Annotated in this window: 13 protein-coding genes and 1 riboswitch; of the genes, 6 read left to right on the top strand and 7 right to left on the bottom strand. The window is 60.8% G+C overall.

The features are described 5' to 3' along the window. The first annotated feature begins 3 nt into the window (after positions 1–3). Positions 4–552 carry a hypothetical protein gene (locus RHM62_RS06135; protein WP_322124658.1) on the top strand — a complete coding sequence of 183 codons (549 nt, stop codon included), beginning with the start codon at positions 4–6 and terminating at the stop codon, positions 550–552. Here the strand turns inward: RHM62_RS06135 and RHM62_RS06130 are convergent, their stop codons facing one another. Next, positions 553–1,533 carry an MBL fold metallo-hydrolase gene (locus RHM62_RS06130; protein WP_322124657.1) on the bottom strand — a complete coding sequence of 327 codons (981 nt, stop codon included), beginning with the start codon at positions 1,531–1,533 and terminating at the stop codon, positions 553–555. Between the two features lie 252 nt (positions 1,534–1,785). Here RHM62_RS06130 and RHM62_RS06125 point away from each other — a divergent pair, with 252 nt between their 5' ends. Both RHM62_RS06125 and RHM62_RS06120 read left to right on the top strand, forming a co-directional pair. After that, a complete protein-coding gene (locus RHM62_RS06125) occupies positions 1,786–3,444 on the top strand; it encodes an ABC transporter substrate-binding protein (protein ID WP_322124656.1) in 1,659 nt (552 codons plus the stop codon). Between the two features lie 98 nt (positions 3,445–3,542). Next, entirely contained in the window at positions 3,543–3,788 is a 246-nt protein-coding gene (locus RHM62_RS06120; RefSeq protein ID WP_322124655.1) for an AbrB/MazE/SpoVT family DNA-binding domain-containing protein, read from the top strand. Positions 3,789–4,010: 222 nt separating this feature from the next. On the opposite strand, the gene RHM62_RS06115 is transcribed toward RHM62_RS06120, so the two are convergent. Beyond that, the gene (locus RHM62_RS06115; RefSeq protein ID WP_322124654.1) at positions 4,011–4,910 is read right to left on the bottom strand and encodes a DMT family transporter; all 900 of its coding nucleotides are present in this window, start codon (positions 4,908–4,910) and stop codon (positions 4,011–4,013) included. Positions 4,911–5,021: 111 nt separating this feature from the next. Then, positions 5,022–5,099: riboswitch (cyclic di-GMP riboswitch) on the top strand. A gap of 65 nt (positions 5,100–5,164) precedes the next feature. Between RHM62_RS06115 and RHM62_RS06110 the strand changes: the two genes are divergently transcribed. Next, positions 5,165–5,959, top strand: coding sequence for a spherulation-specific family 4 protein (locus tag RHM62_RS06110; protein ID WP_322124653.1), 795 nt, complete (start codon positions 5,165–5,167; stop codon positions 5,957–5,959). 6 nt (positions 5,960–5,965) lie between these two features. Here the strand turns inward: RHM62_RS06110 and RHM62_RS06105 are convergent, their stop codons facing one another. From RHM62_RS06105 to RHM62_RS06095, 3 genes are all read right to left on the bottom strand, one after another. Beyond that, a complete protein-coding gene (locus tag RHM62_RS06105) occupies positions 5,966–6,979 on the bottom strand; it encodes a DUF1338 domain-containing protein (protein ID WP_416172314.1) in 1,014 nt (337 codons plus the stop codon). 119 nt (positions 6,980–7,098) lie between these two features. Then, the gene (locus RHM62_RS06100; RefSeq protein WP_322124651.1) at positions 7,099–8,616 is read right to left on the bottom strand and encodes an aldehyde dehydrogenase family protein; all 1,518 of its coding nucleotides are present in this window, start codon (positions 8,614–8,616) and stop codon (positions 7,099–7,101) included. A gap of 17 nt (positions 8,617–8,633) precedes the next feature. Continuing rightward, entirely contained in the window at positions 8,634–9,725 is a 1,092-nt protein-coding gene (locus tag RHM62_RS06095) for a saccharopine dehydrogenase family protein (RefSeq protein ID WP_322124650.1), read from the bottom strand. 140 nt (positions 9,726–9,865) lie between these two features. Between RHM62_RS06095 and RHM62_RS06090 the strand changes: the two genes are divergently transcribed. Both RHM62_RS06090 and RHM62_RS06085 read left to right on the top strand, forming a co-directional pair. Further along, the gene (locus RHM62_RS06090) at positions 9,866–10,342 is read left to right on the top strand and encodes an Lrp/AsnC family transcriptional regulator (RefSeq protein WP_322124649.1); all 477 of its coding nucleotides are present in this window, start codon (positions 9,866–9,868) and stop codon (positions 10,340–10,342) included. A gap of 22 nt (positions 10,343–10,364) precedes the next feature. Further along, complete coding sequence (locus RHM62_RS06085; RefSeq protein ID WP_322124648.1) at positions 10,365–10,703, top strand: hypothetical protein; 339 nt, start codon at positions 10,365–10,367, stop codon at positions 10,701–10,703. A gap of 169 nt (positions 10,704–10,872) precedes the next feature. Here RHM62_RS06085 and RHM62_RS06080 read toward each other — a convergent pair whose 3' ends face one another. Together RHM62_RS06080 and RHM62_RS06075 are read right to left on the bottom strand one after the other, a co-directional pair. Continuing rightward, positions 10,873–12,051 carry a Fic family protein gene (locus RHM62_RS06080; protein WP_322124647.1) on the bottom strand — a complete coding sequence of 393 codons (1,179 nt, stop codon included), beginning with the start codon at positions 12,049–12,051 and terminating at the stop codon, positions 10,873–10,875. 181 nt (positions 12,052–12,232) lie between these two features. Continuing rightward, positions 12,233–12,850 carry an OmpW/AlkL family protein gene (locus RHM62_RS06075; RefSeq protein ID WP_322124646.1) on the bottom strand — a complete coding sequence of 206 codons (618 nt, stop codon included), beginning with the start codon at positions 12,848–12,850 and terminating at the stop codon, positions 12,233–12,235. Positions 12,851–12,862 lie beyond the last annotated feature (12 nt).

The raw sequence follows: 12,862 nt of genomic DNA, 5'->3' as shown, positions 1-12,862 counted from the left end.
ACCATGTTCGCCAAAGACCAATTTATCGAAGACTGCAAAGTGGCCGCAGCCAGCGGCCAGGTGGCCTTGCGGGAAGTCGTTGCCGAAGCAGTATCGCAACGCGCCGCATTGATGGCTGAACTGGGCGAACCGCAGCATGCCGGCATCACGCCGTTGTACCGCTCGGAGGAACTGACCATCATCAATTTTGTCTGGGCCCCGTGCATGAGCCTGCTGCCGCACAATCACCAGATGACGGCCGTGATCGGCATCTACGAAGGCCGCGAAGACAATATTTTCTGGCGTCGTACGCCAGGATCGATCGAGGCGGCCGGCGCCAAATCGCTCGGTGCCGGCGAGGTCGCCACGCTCGGGCGCGACATCATTCATTCGGTGCTCAATCCGCTGGGTCGGATGAGCTGCGCGATCCACGTCTACACCGGCAACTTCTTCGAGCCGCACGAACCGCGTCGCCAATGGGATCACGAGACGTTGCAGGAGCAAGCCTACGATATCGAGCAGGTGCGGGCGACCTTCCGCGATGCCGAAGCCCGCTTCAGTGCCGCCCGCTGATTAGCAACCCGCTACGCACTTGCCGTCAGCGGTGAACGACATCGGTTTGCCGCTGACCGGCAGATAGGTCGGTACCTTGACGGCGGACTTGAATTCCATGGTGCGGGTACCCGGCAATAGCTTGCCGTCTTTCGTGGTGGCCTCGTTGGCATGCGAAGCGATCACCGCATTCGGCTTGACCAGATCGTTGATCACGTAGGCCGCTTCGACCGGTCCGGTCGAAAAGGTGCCGCCAATATTGAGCACCGCCAGCGTCGGTTTGTAGAAGCGCCGCACCACCATGTCCTGGTCGGCGATGATGCCGGTGTCACCCGACAGGTACACCACCAGCCCGTTCGAAAATGTCACCACGTAACCGCCAGCCGGACCGACGTAGGCCGTCAGTCCGTTGGCCGCCAGTGCATCGGCATGGCCCGATTCCATGAAGACAGGATCGAGTCCGTTCGAGTGGGCCGCCGGCACGCTGGCAATACGCACGCCACCGAGCTGGCTTTGTCCGCCGAAGCGCACTACCTTGACCTGATCAGCCGTGCCGCCGGCGGCCTTGATGCGACGCGAAAAGAAGCTGCCCATTTCCCCACCGACAAACAGCTTGGCTTTCTGCGCCAGCACGATGTCTTCGGTGATCGACGACGGCGTGCTCTTCACTGAAAAATCCGGTGCGCCGCAGGTGCCGGCATTGGCGGACGGCTGGTGACGGTCGCCCAGATGGTCGCCGTGGACGTGGCTCAGCAAGACGGCGTCGATCTTGCCGAGACGCGGATCGCTGCCGCCGCGTACCGTGCGACCGGCGTCGTACAGGATGCGCGTGCCATCCGGATCTTCAAAAATCAGCGCCCGGTCGGCGGCACAGACTTCGCCGTCATGACTGCCCAGAGGCGTGATCGTGACCGTGGCAGGACCGGCCGCAATCGCCGGTGACAGGCCCAGCGCGCAGCAGGCGGCAAACAGCAAACGATGGGCAACGTGCTTATTTTTCATCAGGACATCCTCGGAGAAAGTGGTTTGACAGGGGCCCATTGCCGCAGCACCGGAATCACAGGGTAGTCGTTTTTTGCCATGCGTAGCCAAACCCGCCAACCGGCTGCGCAGGCGCGCCAAACTGCGCTACAGTGGCCGGCCCGTCCGGGTTCACTTTTTCCTTTTTTTACCATGACTGCTGTGCATTCCCTGGCTGTGCGCTATCTCGCTGCGTGCCTTGTTTTATTGAGTCTCCCGGCCACCGCTGCCGACATGAACAAGACCTTGCATGTCGTCCTGCAAAACGGCGAGACCGTGCTCGATCCCGCGCAAGCCTCCGACATCAACACGCTGAGCCTGATCGAAAACATCTTCGATGCGCCGCTGCGCTACGACTATCTGGCGCGCCCGCTGGCCTTACGACCGAACCTGACGACGGCGATGCCCACCATCAGCGCCGACGGCACTACCTACACGCTCACGCTGCAGCGTGGCATCCGTTTCACGCCCGATCCTGCCTTTGGCGGCAAGCCGCGCGAACTGGTCGCGACCGACCTGATCTACAGCATGCAACGCCATTACGATCCGGCACTGAAGTCGCCGTGGCTGTTTTTACTCGATGGCAAACTGGCCGGCGACACCGCGCTCACACAAGGCAAGTTCGATCCGATGCGCCCGATTGCCGGCCTGACGGCGCCCGACAGCCACACGCTGCGCATCGTGCTCAATCGGCCGGACAATAATTTTCTGTACATCCTCGCGATGCCGGCACTGTCAGTGGTGGCACACGAAACCATCGCTGCGCGCACCGCCTTCCCGATCGGTACCGGACCGTATCTGCTGCGCGAATGGCAGCGCAACAGCCGCTTGCTGCTCGACGCCAATCCCGATTACCGGCGGACCGTTTTCGATGACAGTGCATCCGGCAATCCGGCCATCGCGCGCGCATTGCACGCTCGCTCGCTGCCGCTGATCGGCCACATCGATGTCCGCGTGCTGGAAGAACAGCAAGCCCGCGTGCTGGCTTTTCTGAATCGCGATATCGACTACCTCGAACCGGTGCCGGCACCGCTCTCGGGCATGGTGCTCGAACAGGGCCAGCTGAAACCCGCGCTGGCCAGCCAGGGCATCACGCTGGCACTGACACCGGCGATGTCGCTCGATTACCTGTGGATGAACATGGAAGACCCGGTGCTGGGCGGCTACGCGTTGCCGCAAATTGCGCTGCGCCGCGCGATCGGCTACAGCTACGACCGCGCCGAAGATATTCGCGTGCTGTCAAAAGGACTGGCCATTCCCGCCGAGTCGCCGCTGCCACCGAACGTATTCGGCTACGACGCCGCGCTGCGCAGCGATGCCGGCTATGACCCGGCACTGGCCCGCGCACTGCTCGAACGCTTCGGCTATCGCGACCGGGACGGCGATGGCTGGCGCGAACAACCCGACGGGTCACCGCTGACGCTGACGATGCACACGCTGGCCTCGACCACCGGGCGTTTGCGCGACGAATTGTGGAGCCGCAGCCTGAAAGCCATCGGTATCCGGGTGGTCTTCACCAGCGGCAAATTTACCGACCTGCTGAAAGCCGCGCGGCTCGGCCAGGTGCAACTGCTGGAAGCCGAATGGATCGCCGACTTCCCCGATGGCGAGAATTTTTACCAGCTGCTGTACGGCCCGAACGCCGGCTCGGCGAACCGCGCCCGCTTCCGCTTACCGGCATTCGACCGGCTGTACGAACAGGCGCAGCAATTGCCGGACTCGCCGGCGCGCAACCTGCTGTATCGGGATATGAACCGGCTGGTACAAGGCTATGCACCCTGGGTGCTGCGCACGCATCCGGTGTCGGCCGATGTGCAGCAACCGTGGCTGCGTCATTACCAGCGCCATCCGGTGATGCTGACGACGTGGCGGTATCTGGATTTGGAGCGGTGAAGTGGCGACGATCTTACGCGCGCGTAAGCCACTGACATGAAAAAGGCGGGATAGTCGGTATGACGTATCCACCTAAGCACACACCACGCGAGGAAAGAATGCATATCACCAAAGCGTTTAACGTCGGTAACTCTCAGGCAATTCGCATCCCCGCCGAACTCGCCTATGAACGCACTGACATCGACGTCGACATCGTGCGCGTTGGCGATGAAATTCGCATCCGTCCCGCTCACCGGCTGCTCACGGGTGCCCTTGTCAAGTTTGCCAAATTTGGACCTGAATTCATGGCGGAGGGACGAGGCGACCAAGAGCAAAGCGATCGGCAGATGCGTAGAGTGCAATAACCGAAGGGCATTGCACCATGCGCTCCGTAAGTCTTCGACAAGCTCAGGGCGAACGGTACTCATCGCACCCGGGCAAAAAAAATGCCCACTCGAAAGTGGGCAAAATCTATATCAATTTGGGTAGACATAGAGGAGACAAGGCAAACTATAACGATCGACCTTCTCCTGTGCCAATTCTCATTTTGGATATCAGTTATGCGAAGCGCGCATAACAGGACAGGTTCAACCCGTCAACGGCTTGCGACTGCGCCCCGGCGAACTCCACTGGCTGACGATCATCCCGGCAATCAGCAATGCCGCGCCGAGCAAACCGCGCCAGGTCATCATCTCGCCGAGCCAGAAATACGCGGCAATCGCCGCACAGGCCGGCTCGAAGGCATAGATCACCGCCGCTTCGTTGGCGCTGCTGTGCCGCTGCCCCCAGGTTTGCAATGAAATGATCGCCGCCGTGGCGACCAGACCCAGGTAAAGAAAGTTCACCACATCGGATCGCATTGACGACGCCACCACGATCCAGTCGACCGGATGACGCGGCAACTCCCACACCACCAGCCAGATCGCGGCGCACAGCGCAACGACAAGAATCTGCACCGTGGTCAGCACCATCAGGCTGCTGGCACGCCGGGTAAGCACCTCGAGCAACTTTACGTAGACACCAAAAAAGAAGGCACCGGTCAAGGCCAGGTTGTCGCCGTAGCCCCAGGCTCCGCCATCCCAGCACAGCGCAAACAGCCCGACGATGGCAAGCGCAATCGCGATCACGATGCGCCGCTCCGGTGCCTTGCCCGCCAGCAGGCCCAACAACGGCACCACCAGTACATTGAGTCCGGTCACGAAGGCATTGCGGTTCGAGGTGGTCAGTGCGAGGCCTTCGAGTTGCAGCATGTAGCACAGGAACAGCGTCACACCCAGCAGCGCACCGGGCAGGCAATCGCGCCAGCGTGCCCGCCACAGGAACGGCGACAGCAGCAAGCCCGCCATCGCAAAGCGCACAAGGATGATCCAGACCGCTGAAAAATGGGCGGTCAGATCCTTCATTGCAGGGAAAGTCGTGCCCCAGACAAGCGTAACAATGAGCAGCGCAAAGATACCTTGCAGACGGTGGGGAATGGACAGAAACATGGCGGGACAAGCTCTACAAAAAAGTCATCAACAATGCGCAGGGGGAGAATATGCGCACAAAAAGATTTCCACACGGAAATTTATGATAATTTACGTCCAGCAGCAAAATTAACAGTAACTCCGCAAACCTGGAGCAATCCAGCGACGCAAAGCTACAGGGACTTCTCCGGAAGTCAGCCAGCTACCTGACAGCATCCCGCTGGCAGGCCAACCATCCGGACGCCCAGAAGACGTCCCGGATAAAAGGCGCAGTCATGACACTTCCTTCTTTTTTAATGCACCGCGTAACGCGGGCGATGTTTGCCGTGATGGCTTTCGTCCTGTGCCCGGTCACCGCCCACAGCGCGATTGTCCGCGAAGCGGTCGTACCCGCCTATTTTTACCCCAGCCCGAACAGCGTAGCGTGGGCCAGCCTGAACGTGCTGGCCAAAAAAATGCCAACCACCGCCATCGTCAATCCCAACAGCGGTCCCGGCACCACGCTTGACCAGAACTACGTGAAAGCCATCGCCAGCCTGCATGCTTCCGGCGGCAAAGTGATCGCGTATGTCTCGTCGTCGTACGGCAAGCGCCGCCTGTCGGATGTGACCAAAGACATCAATACCTATCTGGCGTTCTACAAGGTCGATGGCTTTTTCATTGACGAGATGACCAATGACAGCAGCGCTGCCAACGTGCAGTATTACCAGTCGGTGTACGGCTACATCAAGGGCCTGTCACCCAAATTCACCGTCACCGGCAACCCCGGCACTAGCGTGCCGGAACGCTACCTGAGCTTGCCGCTGGCCGACAAATTCGTGGTTTTCGAAGACACGCTGCAACGCTTCAAACGCCAGGTCGTGCCGACATGGCAAGCCAAATATCCGGCCGAACGGTTCATCAGCATCGTTCACAGCAGCCCGCGCTCCAACATGGCCGCCGTCATGAAGATCAACAGCTCGCGCGGCATTGGCGGGCTATTTGTGACGACGCTGACGATGCCGGATCCGTACTTCAAGTTGCCGGCCAACTGGGGTCAGGACATGGCTATTGCGCTGTCGCTGCAATAACCCGGCTCAGGACGCCGTCATCTTGAAGATGCCCTGTGCATTACCGGCATCGAAACCCAGATCGAGCTGGTCACTACCATCGATGCAATCGCGCGAAATGAACTCGTAAAAGCTGCCCGGCACGTCGCGCTCGACCAGCGTGCCATCGGCGGCGACAAAGCGGCGCACCACGCTATCGGCAAGGAAGGCGGTCTGGCGTATCCGGCCGCTTTGCGAGACTTCGACGGTTTCCTTCATCGGCCGCTTCAAGACTTTTTGCTGCAAGGCCACCTGCGCGACATCGGCCACCCGGTCGGTCACATGATTGAAGGTGTTGCCCTCGGTGGCGATCCAGGCCATCTCTGCCGATTCGGCACGCAGCAGTTCGTAGTCGGCCAATGCGGGCGGCGCATGCTGGCACGCGAAGCATCCCTGCAATTCCGCCAGCAATGAAATCGCGTCGGTCACCGACAGCCGGTTATCACGTCCCAGCTCATGCAGCAGCCAGTGTGCCTTCGGTGACAGCGGGTCGCGCGAGGTCGATACCACCCGCGTCACGGCGTCCTGGAACGGTACCGAAAATTTTTCCGGATGCAGTTCGCTGACAAAGAACTGGGCGATCTGGTCGGGACAATCCTGCTGCGCATACGAGCGCCCGGTCATGCCGATGCGCCCCAGCGGAAACACGCCATTGAGCCGGTAACCGAGCGGTTCAAGCAAGCGCGTGAAGGCACTTTCGCCCGGCGGCAGCGCGCCGTTGCCGGGCCAGCGTACGGTGCGCAGCGCGCCATGATCGTGCCAGACCTTGTCGCCACGGGCCGCCACTTCTTCGGTATAGCGACGCCCGCTCGGCACCCGCTGCAACAGGTCATGGAACAGCACCATGTTGAGTGCCTGCGCCATTTCCTTGCGCGAGACCTGGCCGCATTCCCAGCTGGCAAAGACAGCCGGGATGGTCAGCAAGCGGTAGACCCGGGCGGCACCGTCGGCACCGATAACTTTTTCGACCAGATTGGCCAGATTGCTGTTGCTGGTGCTCATGAAAAAATCCTGTGAGAGTGAACGACAACCGTTGACGCTGCTGCGCAAACGTTCGCGGCGACCGCGATCGACCAGTACTTCTCCGAATGCAGGCAAGGCTATGCGCATGATCGCTACTCCTACAGGTCGAAGCTGATGCCCTGCGCCAGCGGCAGGGCATTGCTGTAATTGATCGTGTTGGTGGCACGCCGCATGTAGCCTTTCCAGGCATCCGAGCCGGACTCGCGTCCGCCGCCGGTGTCTTTTTCACCGCCGAAGGCACCGCCGATTTCAGCACCGCTGGGACCGATGTTGATGTTGGCGATACCGCAGTCGCTGCCGGTCGCGCCAAGAAAGGTTTCGGCTTCGCGCAGATCGGTGGTGAACAGGCTCGATGACAAGCCTTGCGGCACCGCGTTGTTCAAGGCGATGGCCTGGTCCAGCGTGTCGTAGCGAACCACGTACAGGATGGGCGCGAAGGTTTCGTGGTGCATGATGGCTGACTGCATCGGCATCTCGACCAGCGCCGGATGGACGTACTGCCCGCCTTCGCCGCCGGCGACTTCGGCACGCCGGCCGCCCGAGACGATGCCGCCCTCGGCGCGCGCCGTGTCCAGCGCCACTTGCATCGCATCGAACGCCGCCACATCGATCAGCGGCCCGACCAGCGTGGCCGGATCGGACGGATTACCGACCGGTAGCGCGGCATAGATTTTTTTCAGACGCGGCAGCAGGGTGTCGTAAATGCCGGCGTGGACGAACAGCCGGCGCAGGCTGGTGCAGCGCTGACCGGCCGTGCCGACGGCCGAAAACACGATGCCGCGCACGGCCATGTCGAGGTCGGCACTGGGCGCGACGATCATTGCATTGTTGCCACCCAGTTCAAGGATGGTGCGCGCCAGCCGCTGCGCACAGCGCGCTGCGACATCGCGTCCCATGCGCGTGCTGCCGGTGGCGCTGATGACCGGTACGCGCTTGTCATCGACCAGCGCCGTGCCGCAATCGCGCCCGCCGATGATCAGTTCGGTCAAGCCCTCGGGCGCATCGCTGCCGAAACGTGCGACGGCTTTCATGAACAAGGCGTGCGTGGCGAGTGCCGTCAACGGGGTTTTTTCGGACGGCTTCCAGACCACGCTATTGCCGCAGACCAGCGCCAGCGTCGCATTCCAGGCCCACACCGCGACCGGAAAATTGAACGCTGAAATCACGCCGATCACCCCCAGCGGATGCCAGGTTTCCATCATCCGGTGGCCGGGCCGCTCGGACGCAATCGTCAGGCCATACAGCTGGCGCGACAGGCCGACCGCGAAGTCGCAAATATCGATCATTTCCTGCACTTCGCCCAGGCCTTCCTGCAGGATCTTGCCGGCTTCGAGCGTGACGATGCCGCCCAGTGCTTCCTTGTGGGTACGCAACTCATCGCCGAACAGGCGGATCAATTCGCCGCGACGCGGTGCCGGCACCGTGCGCCAATGCGCAAACGCGGCCTGCGCGCGGGTGATTTTTTGCGTGACTTGCGCCGGGCTATCGGTGCGCAGCGTCGCATGGACGGCACCGGTCACCGGACTCAAGCAAGGCAGTGCATTGCCATCTTCGTGGCCTTGATACAGCGTCGGGTCGACGCCTAGGGTGGACAGCAACTGGGTGATGGATTGCATCGTGGTCTCCTTTGATGTCAGGCCGAATAATACTGTCCAAACCGGTTCGCCAGAAAATCCGGCAGTGCGGCCTGTTCCTGACGGACCAGTCCGCGCTGCGGCAAACGGCCCTGCACGACCAGATCGACCATCGCGCAAATGCCGGCGGCGGTGGTCAGCTGGATCGCCGACAGCAGCTGGCCATTGACTTGCTGACTGTAGATTTTCTTTGCGTAGGCTTGCTGTTCGAGCCGCCCTTCGCGCATGCCGACTACGCTTACGAACACCAGCACCACATCCTGCCGCGTGATCGGAATCGACGCTTCCATGACTTCCTTGAGGATGTGGCGACGCTCCGGCTGGCCCAGTTGCAGGTCACGCACCAATAGCTTGATGATGTCGCGATGACCGGGATACCGGACCGTCTTGTAGTTCAGGTTCTGGACTTTGCCGGCCAGGCTGGTGCACAGCGTGCCCAGACCACCTGAGGTATTGAACGCTTCGTAGTCGATGCCATCGAGCGAAAAATGCTCGATTTCTTCGAGTGCCGAGGTCTCGCGCAACTGGCCATCGACGATTGCTTCGCACGGATTGCAGTATTCGTTGATCAGGCCGTCAGTGCTCCAGGTCAGGTTGTACTTGAGTGCGTTGCTCGGATACGTCGGCAACGCACCAACGCGCATGCTGACATCGCGCAGCGTCTCAAACCGGCTGGCGACATCATTGGCGACGATCGAAATGAAGCCCGGTGCGAGGCCGCATTGCGGCACGAAAGCCGTACTGGCCCCCTCGGCCAGTTGCTTGACGATGCGGGTGCTTTCGACATCTTCGGTCAGGTCAAAATAATGCGAGCCGGCCTGGCGGGCAGCGGCGGCAATCAGCGGTGTCAGGAAGTACGGACAGGCCGACAGCGTCACGTCGTGGCCCTTGATCAAACCGGCGATCGCGTTGGCATCCGACAGGTCGGCCTCGACCACGGTCACGTTCGGGAAAGCGGCCTTGCGCACGCTGGCTAGCCGCGCCGGATCGCGGTCGGCGACAGTCAACGTGTAATCGCCGCAATGCGACAGCAGGTTCAGGATGGCTTCGCCGATTTTGCCGGCGCCGAGCAGGATGAGTTTGGTCGTCATGATGAACTTTCAGGGAATTGCCGAAGTGGATCGGATGGCAAAATTGTAGGAGCAAGTGCTGTCAGGAAATAGCGCCCAGCCTGTCGTCACAGTGGTTTAAACTCCTGCAGATCGACGACGCTCTCCGACAGATTGACCATATGACCGCCACCCTGGACGACATTGACAGCAAGATCCTGGCGCTATTGATGGATGACGCGCGCATGCCGACGGCCACCATTGCCCGGCACGTCGCGATTGCCCGCACCACCGCCATTGCACGCATCAGCGCCCTCGAAAAACGCGGCGTTATCGCCGGCTATGGCGTGCGGCTGAACCAGGCCGTGTTCCAGCCTGCCGTGCGCGCTTATGTCGGCATCTCGCTTGATCCGCGCAGCGCGGCCGGCTTTGTCAAGACCTTGCAGGCGATGCCGGAAGTCGAAACCCTCTGCGCGGTCAGCGGCTCGATCGATTACATGGTGACGCTGCGCTGCCGCTCGACCGCCGAGCTCGACCTGCTGCTCGACCGTATCGGCACCGCCGATGGCGTGCGCCAGACCGCCACCTCGATCATCCTGACCCGCCGCATCGACCGCAGTCCGGTGCCTGCCCATCCCGCCCTCCCCCACCCGCAATAAGCAAGGAACAACAAGGAACGTTATGGATTTCATCGCCGAATCGAAAAAAAATCATATCTGGCGCAAGACGGTCTGGCACACCGACCCGGACGAATATCCGCTCTCGGCAGCCCATTCGGTCGAGGTGTACTGCTGCGAAGAAGTCAACGGCTATGCGGTCTGGTACGTGCGCAAGCTCAAGCGCAACGACGGCCGTGGCTTGCCCGCGGTCGACAATGGCGATTACCTGCTGCGCTATTTTCCGCGCATGCGGCGCGATGAGGCGATCGAATGGACGGTGCTGATTGCGAATAATCCGGCGGGTGTCGATGCGGTGATTGTCGGGCTCGATGAGCTGGTGCCGGGTGGGCAGAAAGTCTAGGACTGCTAGGAGCCTGTCGGACTTAGGGAGAATCGGCTGCAAAAATACCTGGACGGTCCATATTTCACCGCTTTCTTGGCCAATAGCTCGCTATTGGCACGGCGAAATCGGCAAAATCTGTCCTCGTCCAGCTATTTTTTCGCTTCGATTCCCTAAGTCCGACAGACTCCTAGTCCTGATCAACGCTAGTCGCCGCTTCCGGGTATAGCTCCGGCAGCAGGAACTGCAGCGCATCGAGTGGCAAGCCAAAACGCACGGGACCAAGCGGCGTGTCACTGACCAGCAAGCCGGTGGCCAGCATGCGCGATAAGAGGGAGCGTGCCGTCCGTTCACCCAGGCCAGTCAGCTGGCTAAATTCCCGACGCGATACCGGCCCGGCGGAAAAGACATGATGCAGCGGCAGGATGGCTTCGGCACGCATCGCCTTGTCCGTCGCAGCGCGAAAAGTAACCAGCGCATCGATGCGTATTTTCATGCTGTCCAGCGCCAGCATCCGGTGCATGAAATCGACCTGATCCAGACAGGTCTCCAGAAAAAAGTCGACCCATTCCAGCAATCCGGCGGTGCTCAGATTGCCGCGCCCGTCCAGGTCGTCGCGACGCGGCAGGTCGGCATTGTGCAGGCGCGCATAGTAACTGGGCACCGATCGCGCCAGCCCCCTGCTGGGCGACCAGAGTCCTTCAGACAGTGACCACAACGCGCAATGACTTTGCAATCGGACGGCCCGGCCATTGCCGTCGCGGAACGGATGCACCCATGCGGCGCGGTGATGCAGACACGCGATCGCGATCAGCCGTGTCTCCAGCGTCATCGGTTTGTCGTAGACCTGATCCATGCGTGAAAGGAAAGCCGGCAGCGCTGCAGCTGATGGCGGCACATGATGGCCGACTTCGACATCGACCGGACGCAGCTCGCCGGGTGCGATGACGGGCCCATCCTGCGTGGTGCGATCCTCGTCTGCCAGACGCGCGTACAAGGCACGGTGCGACGCCATCAACAAGGCGCTGGACATCGGCGACGTGCCCGCGCCAACCAGCGCTTCCAGCTCCCGCTCGGCATCGATATGCGCCACCGCCACCCGCTGCAAACGGGCGACTTCAGGCCGGCCGGAAAAATTCTTGCGCAACGCTTGCTCGATATGACGCGGATGCGTACCTTGTCCCTCGATGCGATTGCTGTAGTACGAACACATCGAGCGCACCAGCTCACGCAAGACCGCGCGTACCGACGGATGCGCCATCGCCGCCAGGCGGCTCGCAGAAACCGCCAGCCGGTTTGCCTTGTCGGATACGCCAGCCGGCAACACGGATGGAATCAACGGTTCGAACTGATGCGGGGAATCATACATAATTTGCCGACTTTTATTGATAATTAAATAATCGCTAAATCACTGATAAATATCATTATATATCTAGTCTCTATAGACAAATTCAGTTTTATTTGCCGACTTTTTTGCCGACTTGCCTTGTGCCTCTCCGGACGTAAAAAAACCGGCCACACCGGCCGGCTTGCATTGCACGACAACAGAATCAGAAGCGGTAACCGAGACCGACGCCGACCATCAGCGGATCGACCTGCAAGGCGCTGGCCTTGACGCCACTGATCATCAGATCGCTGCGGATCTGGACTTTCTTGATGTCGAGATTGAGCGACCAGTTCTTGTCGAGCTTGTAGTCGACGCCGGCTTGCAGCGCAAAACCGACGCTGCTGTTTTCAAGGCTGCCGGCACCACCGAGCAAATTGACGCTAGAGATGCGGGTGTAATTGACGCCGGCACCGACGTACGGGCTGAACTGTCTGTCCGGCATGAAGTGGTACTGCAACAGCAAGGTCGGTGGCAGGTGCTTGAAGGTGCCGACGTTATTGCCATCGAGATAGACCGTGTGTTTTTGCGGATAGGTCAGGACCAGTTCGGCGGCCAGATTCGGCGTGAAGAAGTACGAGATATCGACTTCGGGAATGGTTTTTTTCGAGACCGACAAGCGATCGGATGCACCGGCACCGCCGACAGGATCCGAATTGTCAGCCGGCGCCAGGTTGATGACGCGCGAGCGCACTTGCCACGGGCTTTGCTGCTGCGCCATCGCCTGGGTCGAAAAAAGTCCGAGGGCGCTGACGGCGAGGACAACTGCTGCTGATGTGTTCATGGTCGCTGCTTT

Source organism: Actimicrobium sp. CCC2.4 (assembly GCF_034347385.1).
Classification (GTDB): domain Bacteria; phylum Pseudomonadota; class Gammaproteobacteria; order Burkholderiales; family Burkholderiaceae_D; genus Actimicrobium.
Note: the sequence above shows the minus strand (reverse complement) of the source record. Positions and strands in the feature narration are given on the sequence as shown.

Excerpts from the sequence above, each read along its gene's own strand:
- RHM62_RS06135 (WP_322124658.1), top strand. The coding sequence starts at position 4 with ATGTTCGCCAAAGACCAATTTATCGAAGACTGCAAAGTGGCCGCAGCC.
- RHM62_RS06130 (WP_322124657.1), bottom strand. The coding sequence starts at position 1,533 with ATGAAAAATAAGCACGTTGCCCATCGTTTGCTGTTTGCCGCCTGCTGC.
- RHM62_RS06125 (WP_322124656.1), top strand. The coding sequence starts at position 1,786 with ATGAACAAGACCTTGCATGTCGTCCTGCAAAACGGCGAGACCGTGCTC.
- RHM62_RS06120 (WP_322124655.1), top strand. The coding sequence starts at position 3,543 with ATGCATATCACCAAAGCGTTTAACGTCGGTAACTCTCAGGCAATTCGC.
- RHM62_RS06115 (WP_322124654.1), bottom strand. The coding sequence starts at position 4,910 with ATGTTTCTGTCCATTCCCCACCGTCTGCAAGGTATCTTTGCGCTGCTC.
- RHM62_RS06110 (WP_322124653.1), top strand. The coding sequence starts at position 5,165 with ATGACACTTCCTTCTTTTTTAATGCACCGCGTAACGCGGGCGATGTTT.
- RHM62_RS06105 (WP_416172314.1), bottom strand. The coding sequence starts at position 6,979 with ATGAGCACCAGCAACAGCAATCTGGCCAATCTGGTCGAAAAAGTTATC.
- RHM62_RS06100 (WP_322124651.1), bottom strand. The coding sequence starts at position 8,616 with ATGCAATCCATCACCCAGTTGCTGTCCACCCTAGGCGTCGACCCGACG.
- RHM62_RS06095 (WP_322124650.1), bottom strand. The coding sequence starts at position 9,725 with ATGACGACCAAACTCATCCTGCTCGGCGCCGGCAAAATCGGCGAAGCC.
- RHM62_RS06090 (WP_322124649.1), top strand. The coding sequence starts at position 9,866 with ATGACCGCCACCCTGGACGACATTGACAGCAAGATCCTGGCGCTATTG.
- RHM62_RS06085 (WP_322124648.1), top strand. The coding sequence starts at position 10,365 with ATGGATTTCATCGCCGAATCGAAAAAAAATCATATCTGGCGCAAGACG.
- RHM62_RS06080 (WP_322124647.1), bottom strand. The coding sequence starts at position 12,051 with ATGTATGATTCCCCGCATCAGTTCGAACCGTTGATTCCATCCGTGTTG.
- RHM62_RS06075 (WP_322124646.1), bottom strand. The coding sequence starts at position 12,850 with ATGAACACATCAGCAGCAGTTGTCCTCGCCGTCAGCGCCCTCGGACTT.